This is a genomic window from Flavobacterium sp. HSC-32F16 (genome assembly GCF_024171645.1).
In the GTDB taxonomy this organism is placed as follows: Bacteria; Bacteroidota; Bacteroidia; order Flavobacteriales; family Flavobacteriaceae; genus Flavobacterium.
The window spans coordinates 347,052-358,742 of the sequence record NZ_JALKAC010000005.1; the positions used below are offsets into that span (position 1 = coordinate 347,052).

An 11,691-nucleotide genomic window follows, 5' to 3' on the forward strand; every position below is an offset into this window, starting at 1 on the left:
AATTCTGAATAAATATTTTTAAATTGCTTATAACAAGAGTTATAAGCAATTTTTTTTATTTATAAAAATGAAATTAAAACAAATAGAAAGGGTACAAAAAATCTCAAAGAGTGATTTTATTTCCCAATATGTAAAGAAACAAATTCCAGTTGTTGTTGAAGAGTTAACCGAAGACTGGCCGGCTTATGAAAAATGGAAATTATCGTACATCAATAAAATTGCTGGTGATATAACTGTTCCTCTATATGATGACAGACCTGTCAATCATGAAGAAGGTTTTAACGAAGCTCATACCAAAATGAAAATGAGCGAGTATATCAATTTATTAGAATCAAAACCTACCAACTATCGCATCTTTCTTTATAATTTAATGAAAGAAGTACCTGTATTGAAAAACGACTTTTTATGGCCGGATATTGGTTTAAAATTAGTTAAACAATTACCAATGTTATTTTTTGGCGGAGAAAATGCCAGAGTATTTATGCATTATGATATTGATTATTCGAATATACTGCATTTTCATTTTCATGGAGAAAAGCAATGTATGCTTTTTGCACCAGATCAGTCAAAATATATGTACAAGGTACCGCATGCATTAATTTCCAGGGAAGACATTGATTTTGATAATCCGGATTATGATAAATTTCCAGCTCTTCAAAATGCTGAAGGATATATCACAAATCTTAAACATGGAGAAATGTTGTATATGCCAGAAGGTTATTGGCATTATATGAAATATTTAACGCCGGGATTTTCTATGAGTCTTCGTGCTTTTCCAAAAAACATTTCCCATTTATCAAAAGCAGCGTACAACATTTTTATCATGCGTTATTTTGATATTATGATGCGAAAGGTAAAAGGTCAAAAATGGATTGATTATAAAAATGATAAAGCAATTCAAAACACCAATCAAAACCTGCGAAAGAGCGCTTGAATATAAATTTTAAATAAAAGACCAGCCGCAGTTTGAAATTCTGCAGCTGGTTTTTTTATTTCTATTTCTTAATTAAAAACAATTTTCTTAGTCACGATATTTCCGTTTCCTAAAGTTACTTTTACAATCAAAACTTGATTTCCTGATTGAAAGTTTGAAATCTGCAATTCTGCATTGTCTATTTTTTTATTGTTATAGAGCAGTTTTCCTGACACATCAAAAATTGAAACTTCCTTCATTACATCTGACACAGCGTTCAATCGTATATTTTTATCTTTTACAGAAGCATAAAAACTATTATTCTGATTTTCCAAATCATCAACACCAAGAGTAGATCCACTGCCATATCTTATAAGAAATCGTTCAGGAAAAGTCCCGATGGCCGTGGTAAAATTATAATTACTTGCCTGAAGATTATGGATTGTATTCGTTACTTTATCTTCCAGATAAATAATCTTATTGCTCAAAACACCATCTGTATGATCAATTGCTATTGTAAACTGACCTGCTATAGCGGATCTATAGCCTAAAGGAATTACATCAGATTCATTAAAAGGCAGTGCTCGTCCTTGAATTACTAATTTTTGACCTTCATTAATACTATAAAAGTCCAGATAAGGATTGCCATTGAAAGAAATTGCATCGTAATTATGATCCCAGAAATTGGTTGCTCCCTCAATGTAACCTATTAATAATTGTTTAAAAGCTCCTTCAGTATTGGTAAGATTCAGCCAAACTCTATGTCTTTCTAATTCTGTTGTTTTACTACTGTTATTTGTTTTGAAAAACTGGCTATTACTTCCTGGTACTCTCATTGTATTGGTAAAAACCGCTGGAGAAGTTGTTTTAGATTTTGCAAAGAAAGCCTGCCCAGCTGCGATATACCCCAAAGGAGCTGCCTGGTTTCCTGAACTTCCGGCACCTTGACCTGAAAGTGATCCTATAACAGTACTGCCGCTGATATTGTAAATTGCATAATCAGCAGAATTATATTTATATGCTGTACCAACGCCGCCATTTGATGGAGGTGTATTATGGGTCCAAAAGTACAAAGTACCATATAAATTAGCCTGATTATCAAAAATAAACTGATCTGCATATATTGCTGATGGATAAGGATTTCCTATTAAATTAAACCTATCTGGTCCAACTAATGGAACTGAAATTGAGCCATTGTTAGGAACACCTTCAAATGAAACCACTTGAATAGCAGGAGAAACAATATCAAAATTTTGCGGACCTCTAACACTATACCCTTGGCCTTGAGCCATTTCAAGAACACCTCCATAACTAATCACCCAGCTGGCATTAGGATTATAACTCGTATATTTATCCGCCAATGTGTTAGGAGATAAATCATGCAGAGTATAAGCCGGTGTTCGAACAATTGGTGATGACCAATAAGTATAATCATATCGGCGTGTTGAAGTATTTCTTTTATAAATAATATTTCCTGTATTTATTGCATTAGTTGTCTGCAGCAAACTTGAATTATTTTCAAAGGTCAACGTTCCATCACTATTAGTAACTGCATTTGTGATTGTTAAAGTATGATTAGAATTTATAGTAACATTTACTCCAGAATCTACCGTACAAGAACAACCGCTCAAGTTACCCGTTGTTGAATAATCACCTGTAAATCTAATAGCGTCTGTGATAACGGGTTCACTACCTTTAGACCATGATGTCCCATTCCATGTGTTAGTTGCTGGAGCTAAAATTTCAACACTAGAAGTAGGCGATGAAGGACAAATTGAATTTTCATGGATAGTAAAAGTGTAAACTCCTGGTGCTAAATTAGGTACCGTAAAACTGGCACCTGTTCCTGTATAAGTCTGCTGCAAAGTTCCGTTACTTTGAGTAATTGTCCAATTTACGGATGCTATTAAACCATCTAAAGTTATACTTCCTGTAGGAGTGACACAAGTTGGCTGTACAACTGTACCTAAAGTAGGGGTAACTGGTTTTGGTTCAACATCAATTCTGGTTTCAATTGAATAGTCTTCAGGACACGTCCCATTTTTTATTACAGCTCGATAACTCGTACTTGTAGTTAAAATTCCTGGCTGATATGTATCTGCCGTATGGTTTATTGTCTGCCAGACATATGGTATCGCTTCTGCATATTCCCATCGAACAATTGTACCCACATAATCATTTAAAGTTAATAAAGGACTTGGACTGCCAGCACAGATATGTGTTCCTCCATGCACAACACCACGCTCTGTTTTTATAATAGTTGTTGTACTGCTTGCACTTGTTACAGATGCACAGCCAGTTGTAGTGTAGCCAACTGTAACCGTTTTATTACCAATCGTATGCCAATGTAAGGTTACGGTATTACTAGCGGCAGACAAATCTCCCGAAATTATATCATAATCTATACCTTGTGTTCCAGGAACTGTCCAAATGTAATTGGTTTGTCCGGATTGAGTAGTATAAGCTGCATCTGCATCTACACAAACAGAAGCTGCGGGTGAGACTGTAAATGTTGGTGTTGGAATTGGGTTAATAGTAAGCGTTGTAGATCCTCCTGTAAATCCTGTAGTTCTGGCACAAGAATTTGAATCTGTAACTGAAACTAATACATAGTTAGTTGTACCTGTCACAGGACTTGTGAAAGGTGTAAATGCACTCCCGCTCACAACTCCTGTTGCAGTTCTGTTTGCACTGCCGTTTTCTGTATACACTATTGTGAAAGGACCTGTTCCAGCTGTTGATGTATAAGTCAGCTGGCCAGTGCCGGATCCGCATAGCGGACTCACGGCGCTCAAAGTTCCCTGTGGTAAAGGATTAACGACAATCTGTGACGATCCTCCTGTAAAGCCTGTACTTCGAATACAAGAATTTGAATCTGTAACTGAAACTAATACATAGTTAGTTGTACCTGTCACTGGACTTGTAAAAGGCGTAAAAGCACTTCCACTCACAACTCCTGTTGCGGTTCGGTTTGTTCCGCCATTTTCTGTATAAACAATTGTGAAAGGCCCCGTTCCAGCTGTGGAGGTAAAAGTGAGCTGGCCTGCACCTGATCCGCATAATGGGCTCACGGCACTTAAAGTTCCTTGTGGTAAAGGATTAACGGTTATAACAGCTGAACTTCCTGTAAAACCCGAACTTCTTATACAACTATTTGATCCCGTTACTGAAACTAATGCATATGTGGTCGATGCGGTTACAGGAGTAGTAAAAGGTGTAAATGCACTTCCACTAACAACTCCCGACGCTGTTCTGTTTGCCCCGCCATTTTCTGTGTAGACAACAGTAAAAGGACCTGTTCCAGCTGTGGATGTAAAAGTCAGCTGGCCGGCGCCTGATCCGCATAACGGACTCACGGCGCTCAAAGTTCCCTGCGGTAATGGATTAACGACAATCTGTGACGATCCTCCTGTAAAACCAGAATTTCGAATACAACTATTTGCATCCGTAACTGAAACTAAGGCATAAGTGGTCGATGCGGTCACAGGACTTGTAAAAGGTGTAAAAGCACTTCCGCTCACAACTCCTGTTGCGGTTCGGTTTGTTCCGCCGTTTTCTGTATACACTATTGTGAAAGGACCTGTTCCGGCTGTTGATGTATAAGTCAGCTGACCAGTGCCTGATCCACATAATGGGCTCACGGCACTTAAAGTTCCCTGCGGTAAAGGATTAACGGTTATGACAGCTGAACTTCCTGTAAAACCAGAATTTCGAATACAACTATTTGCTCCGGTAACTGAAACTAAGGTATAAGTAGTCGATACGATGACAGGAGTAGTAAAAGGTGTAAATGCACTTCCACTAACAACTCCCGACGCTGTTCTGTTTGCCCCGCCATTTTCTGTGTAGACAACAGTAAAAGGACCTGTTCCCGCTGTGGATGTAAAAGTCAGCTGGCCGGCGCCTGATCCGCATAGCGGGCTTACGGCACTTAAAGATCCCTGCGGCAATGGATTAACCGTTATAGCCGCTGAACTTCCCGTAAAACCAGAATTTCGAATACAACTATTTGCATCCGTAACTGAAACTAAGGCATAAGTGGTCGATACGATGACAGGAGTAGTAAAAGGAGTAAAAGCCGTTCCGCTTACAACTCCCGACGCTGTTCTGTTTGTTCCGCCGTTTTCTGTGTAGACAACAGTAAAGGGACCTGTTCCCGCTGTAGATGTAAAAGTCAGCTGGCCGGCGCCTGATCCGCATAGCGGACTCACGGCACTTAAAGATCCCTGCGGCAATGGATTAACCGTTATAGCCGCTGAACTTCCTGTAAAACCAGAATTTCGAATACAACTATTTGCTCCGGTAACTGAAACTAAGGTATAAGTAGTCGATGCGATGACAGGAGTTGTAAAAGGCGTAAAAGCGGTTCCGCTTACAACTCCCGAAGCTGTTCTGTTTGTTCCGCCATTTTCTGTGTATACAACAGTAAAAGGACCTGTTCCCGCTGTAGATGTAAAAGTCAGCTGGCCGGCGCCTGATCCGCATAACGGGCTTACGGCACTTAAAGATCCCTGCGGTAAAGGATTAACTACAATAGAAGCCGAGCCGCCTGTAAAACCAGAACTTCTTACACAATTATTTGCTCCTGTTACTGAAACTAATGTATAAGTGGTCGATCCGGTAACAGGAGTTGTGAAAGGTGTAAAAGCTGTTCCGCTCACAACTCCCGACGCTGTTCTGTTTGCCCCGCCGTTTTCTGTGTAGACAACAGTAAAGGGACCTGTTCCCGCTGTAGAAGTAAACGTCAATTGGCCGGCGCCTGATCCGCATAGCGGACTCACGGCACTTAAAGATCCCTGCGGTAAAGGGTTGACGGTTACAGTCGTTGCAGTAGAGTTGTCAGATGTACAAACTCCACTTTGAATTACAGCCCTAAATTGGGTTGTTTGGGTTAAAGCTCCTGAAGTATAAGTTGCAAGAGTGTTTGGAATATCCGTGAATGTAGAAAAAGAATCTGTAGAAGACTGCCATTTTACAATTGTTCCCGTATAATTGGCTACTGTTAGTAGAGGACTTGTTGCTCCAGAACAAATTGGAGTTCCTCCTGTTACATTTCCTCCAACTGATGGAGGTGACACAGTTACATTTATATTAGTTGACACATTAGTTGAACAAACGCCTGAGCTTAAATTTGTAACCGCAATGTTACTTGTACCAGCTGTTGTTAAACCTGGTACTATAAAAGTACCCGTACCTGCAAAGCCCGGAAGTATAGTCATTGTCGCAGTTAAATTTGAAGCCGCTGGAATACTGCGGTTATATGTAACCGTATATATCCCTACTGGTAATGAAGCTGCAGCTGCTGTTAATGTCACAGTAGCATTTCCTAAAGAAGTACAAGCTCCTGTTGCTGCAATGTTCGTTATACCATAAGTGGGACAAGTGAAAACAACATTAACCTGACCACGAGCACCGGCTCCTCCATTTTGTGCAGTTGAAGCACTAACAGCGCCGCCGCCGCCGCCGCCAAATTCACCTCCTGCATTACCCGGCAGAGTTGTCAATAATACTGTAGGATGACCGGCACCTCCTACGCCACCGGCAGCTCCGGGATTAGGCGTACCTCCATATCCACCAGTTCCTGAACCAAGCAAAAGTCCTAAAAGTACACTTCCTCCATTTGTTCCATTGCCTCCTGCTGTAATAGTACTTCCTTTTGAAGCTGCTACTGTTCCACCAGCACCACCGGTGCCACCGTTTCCATTACCTCCGGCACCTCCAGCGGCATAAATAGATCCGCTTAATTCCGTGATTGTAGAATTCCCTCCAGGATTACCATTTCCTGTTGAAACTCCACCTCCGGCACCCACCACAACATTTAAAGTGTTTCCTGGTGTAACAGCAATGTTAGCTTGAGTCGCATAGGCCCCGCCGCCGCCGCCGCCGCCGCTTCTTCCATTTATTGCTGTTGGAGAAGCTCCTCCTCCAGAACCGCCGCCACCCCATGCCGTAACACTAATTTGAGTTACACCCGCAGGAACAATCATAGATCCGCTGCTGGTAAATGGAGGCTGCTGCGCCCAAATGGAAAAATAAAGAAAGAAGAATAGAAGAGAAAGTTTTGCTTTTGAACACGAAATTTTAGAATGAAAATTCGATAAAGAAAAACGAAAATTTAAAAATTGAGGGAAAATAAACGAGGCAGGTAATTTTTTTTTCATCGTGGTATTTTTTAAATTATATAGAAAATCTCAAAATCAAAACTTTGGTCTGATGGGATGGGATTCTAAATGCCTAAAAAATGAATTCTGATTTTAGAAAGTATCTGTAAAATCAAAACAAAAAAATAATGTAAATACTTTTTATTAAAGCGGCATTTAAAAAGCAATCAATATTCTTGGCTGATAAAAAAATAAAATACATTTTTTTACTTGTAGGGGTAAGCAAAAAATGTATTTCAACGGCTTTTAGTTACGTTTGTCGAGTGATTATAACTACAAGGTACGATTTTATTTACAACGTGCTTTAATTCATTAGTTAAAAGTGAAAATTTTAACACTCTCATTATCAGAAACATAGTTTTTAAACAAAACTGTTAAAACACGGAAGCCCCAATAAACACAAGGCCTAATGAAAGAAAATACATCAATATTTTAGAGTATTAAGCAAAAAAAAGAGGATAAGATTATATCCTGACTTTAGCTATTCTGCAACGATTAGTTTCTATAAAATGATCTTTTTGGTCGTGAAATGATTGTTTTGTAAAACAATTTTCACCAATACTATCTGATCCATTATCTTCAAATGAGGAATTTCTAATTCTGATGAATTAAGATTTTTATTTTTATAAAGTAATTGTCCATTAACATCAAAAACATATACCTCTTTAAGATTTTCTTTTACAGCTTTAATATCCATTATTCTATCTTTTAACGACACAAAAATTTCATCTGTAATAATATCAAAATCTGAAGCAGCTAGGTTTTTATCTTGAAAGTGAATTTCGAATCTGTCCAAAAAAGTTCCGGCTTCGCTATTAAAAAAATAGTCGTTTAAACGTAAATTATGAATTACCTCTTTAAGTTTGTCATATAAATAAACTTCTTTTGTATTCATATCACCGTCAGCATGGTCAATTGAAATGGTAAGATTATCTGCTTCTGCTATTCCATAACCTAACGGAATTATATCAGAATCTTGAAAAGGAGTTGTTTTTCCTTTGATTACTAATTTTTTATTTTCAAAAAGGCTATAAAAATCAGCATATTGATTTCCGTTTATTGATTCTGCATCGTAATGTATGTCAGATTTCAAATCTGTGTTTATATAACCTATTAGTATTTGCTTAAAAGCACCTTCATTATTGGTAAGATTCAGCCAAAGTCGATGTTTCTTAAATTGCAAATCTGCACTTTTAATAGGTTTAAAAAATATATTATTTTGATCTGTGATCCTCATACTATTATTAAACTCTATAGTTTGAGAAGAATTACTCCTCACAAAAAAAGCCTGTCCTGACGCGATTTTGCCATTGGGAGCGGTTTCTTCTTCACCTGCTGATTTTGCTTTTGTGCTAACACCGCCAATAAAATTATACACAGCATAGTCATCTGAGCTATATTTTAAATTAGCTATTGGTGTATTGTGCGTCCAAAAATATAAGGCACCGTATGTTTTGGATTCATTAACATTTAAAAAAATATCCGCATCAATTGCTGAAGGATATGGATTTCCAATTAAACTAAATAAACCTGATGTAACTAAATTAAACTCAACTTTGCCATTATTTGGTATTCCTTTAAAAATTCCCTCAAATACAGATCTTTCCGTTATTGAATATTCTTGGGGAGCTCTTATTGAATATCCTTTGCCAACATTCATAATGCTTGAGGGTTCTTCTATGTCCCATTTTTTTAAACCAGTATTATAAGATGTATATTTATCAGATAAGGTATTTGGAGAAAAATCAATTAATTTTTGGTTCTCAACAGGTGAAGACCAATAGGTATAATCATACCGCACAACCGGCTGACTTTTTCTTTTAAGTTGTATAACACCAGTATTAATCATATCATCATCTGATTGATATAAACCTGCACCGTCTTCTAAAACAAGAGTTCCTAATCCAATATAAGAAAATTCAATACCTAATGTATTTTGGCTTAAGACTGTGACCGTTTTACCTAAATCTACACTGCAACTGCATACATTCGAAGAAGTTAAACTATAAAAGTCTTCTTTAAAAAATATCTCTTTTCCACCAGAAGGATAACCATTAGACCATGAATTTCCATTCCAAATTGTTGATTCTAAGCAAAGTTTTAAACGTGCTATTCTATGTTTGGAAATTCCGGAAACTGAATTAAAATCTCCTCCAATTATTAGTCTATAATCTGATGTAAAACTTAATGTATAGAGGTTCTTGTTTAAACGAGCTTCAAAAGAGGCATCAAAGTCACCCGTTTTTAAAAGTCTGATTAATCTTGATACCGAATTGTTTTTATAAGTTCCTGAAAAAGTACCCCCAACTAAAATACGATCATCTGGCTGTACTAAAAGAGTTCTAACATCTCCTTTACTAAATCCTGTTCCCGATTCGAAGCTTGTATCTAAACTTCCATCTTGATTTAAACGAAGAATACGTTTTTGAGCAGTTCCGTTAAAAGTTAAGAAAGTACCTCCAACAATAATTTTATGATCGGATTGTAACGCCAGTGTATACACTATTTTATCAAATCCAGTTCCAATATTAAAACTAGGATCAATGCTTCCATCCGAATTTAATCTAACTAAACGGGAAAAAGGCCGATCATTAAATTTTTCAAATTTTCCACCAACTAAAATTTTTCCATCGGGTAGAATTAAAACATCTTGAATAAGAGCATCGGCACCAACACCAACATTAAAAGAAAAATCTCGTGATCCGTCTGGAAATAACCTAACAATTCTTGCAGCCGAGCCATCATTATTATAGCGAGTAAAATTTCCTGCCACTATAATTTTCTGATCTGCTTGAATCGCTGTTTTATTTACCTGTGCATTAAATCCAGAACCAATATTAAAAGTATTATCTAAAGAACCGTCTGGCAAAATTCGTGTAATACGATTGCAAAGAGCATCATTGTATTTTGTAAAATTTCCTGCAAAAACAATTTTCCCATCTGTTTGTTTTATTGCAGTCGTTATCAAATTATTAGCTCCTATCTGCCCACTATTAAAACTATTATCCAGCGTTCCGTCTTTTAAAAGTCTGGCAATTCTGGAAACGCTGTTATTATTGTATTTCGTAAAATTTCCAAATATCAATTCTTTTTTATCCTCTAATGAGATAACTTTCCAAACGGCATTATCAAATCCAATTCCAGCTGATAGATAACTAATATCCAGCTCCCCATTGTCATTTAATTTTGTAAGCCTTCCTTGGTTTTGTCCATCAAAAGCAGAAAATGAACCTCCTATATACCAAGAACTTTGTAAATCATGAGCAATTGCTAAAACTGAATTGTTTCCAGGTCCCGAATCGATTTCAAAATCACTTTTTATTGTTCCATCAGAATTTAGTAAAACTACTCGATTTACATCTTCACCATTATAAACACCTGTAAATGATCCACCAGCCATAATATTTCCAACATCATCTGTTTTGATTATTTGCACTGCACCTTTTGCAAAGCCTGATCCTGCAAAACTTATATCACGAGTACCATCTTCATTAAGCCGAATTATTCTATTTGCTGTACTTCTATTAAATTCTGTAAAACTGCCTCCTAAAACAATTTTATTATCTAACTGAACTTCGATAGCATTTACATTATCATTAAAGCCATCTCCAATATTGAAAGAAGTATCAACACTTCCATTAGAATTTAAACGTATTATTCTATTACTTGAAAATCCATTGAAAGACATAAAATTGCCGGTAATCAAAATTTTTCCATTATCTAATATTCTGGTATTTGTAATATTAACAGAAGATCCTGATCCCGTTATAAAAGAATTATCTAGAGTGCCATTTGGCAGTAAACGTGCGATGCGATTTACCGTAATATTATTGTATTTTGTAAAACTTCCTACGATTATTATTTTACCATCTGACTGCAATGCAATGTCATAAATAATTCCCGTTGAAGCTCCAACTGCAGTATTAAATGAAGCATCGTAAGTTCCATCAGAATTTAATCGAATTAATCTGCCTGAACTATTTCCATTATAGGAAGTAAAATTACCCGCAACAATAATTTTACCGTCGGGCTGAACGTTACAAGAATATACATTTCCATTGAAACCTATACCTATATTAAAAGTCTCATCAATTGTACCATCAGGAAGTAAACGGATTAAATGTGATGCAATATTTCCGTTGATGCTCAAATATTCTCCACCTACTAATAGCTTTTGATCTGATTGTAAAAAAAGAGTATGTACAGTTCCATCAAAGCCGTCGCCTTTTAAACCATCATCAACTGTGTTAAAGGTAACATCAACTTTACCTTGTTGTGAAAAAACGTTCGAAAAAGACAAGGCAAAAAGAACAAATGAATAAATTAAGTTTTTAGTCAAAATAAACAATATTATTTTTTTGTAAGAATTGACCGAAAATAAGTCTCTTTTTACAAAACTACAATACCCACTTTTGGTGATTTTTTAACAACAAAAAAAATCCATTTGCCAGCTGACAAATGGATTTTTTATTTGATTAAAGAAAATGATTTTTATTTGAAAATGATTTTTCTGGTTACTTGGGCATCGTTTTCAAGGGAAACTTTTACAAGCAGCACCTGATCTGCAGACTGAAGGTTTGAAATTGACCATTCAGTATTTGCAACTTTCTTTTTATT

At 36.6% G+C, this 11,691-nt stretch carries 3 protein-coding genes; 1 reads left to right on the forward strand and 2 read right to left on the reverse strand.

Annotation, left to right across the window (positions count from 1 at the left end; translation table 11 throughout):
• Window positions 1-67: 67 nt before the first annotated feature.
• Window positions 68-934 carry a cupin-like domain-containing protein gene (locus tag L1276_RS16630; RefSeq protein ID WP_253789687.1) on the forward strand — a complete coding sequence of 289 codons (867 nt, stop codon included), beginning with the start codon at window positions 68-70 and terminating at the stop codon, window positions 932-934.
• A gap of 68 nt (window positions 935-1,002) precedes the next feature.
• Here L1276_RS16630 and L1276_RS16635 read toward each other — a convergent pair whose 3' ends face one another.
• The gene (locus tag L1276_RS16635) at window positions 1,003-7,074 is read right to left on the reverse strand and encodes a T9SS sorting signal type C domain-containing protein (RefSeq protein WP_253789689.1); all 6,072 of its coding nucleotides are present in this window, start codon (window positions 7,072-7,074) and stop codon (window positions 1,003-1,005) included.
• 502 nt (window positions 7,075-7,576) lie between these two features.
• On the reverse strand, window positions 7,577-11,413 hold the full coding sequence (locus tag L1276_RS16640) for a T9SS sorting signal type C domain-containing protein (RefSeq protein WP_253789691.1): 3,837 nt from the start codon (window positions 11,411-11,413) through the stop codon (window positions 7,577-7,579).
• Window positions 11,414-11,691 lie beyond the last annotated feature (278 nt).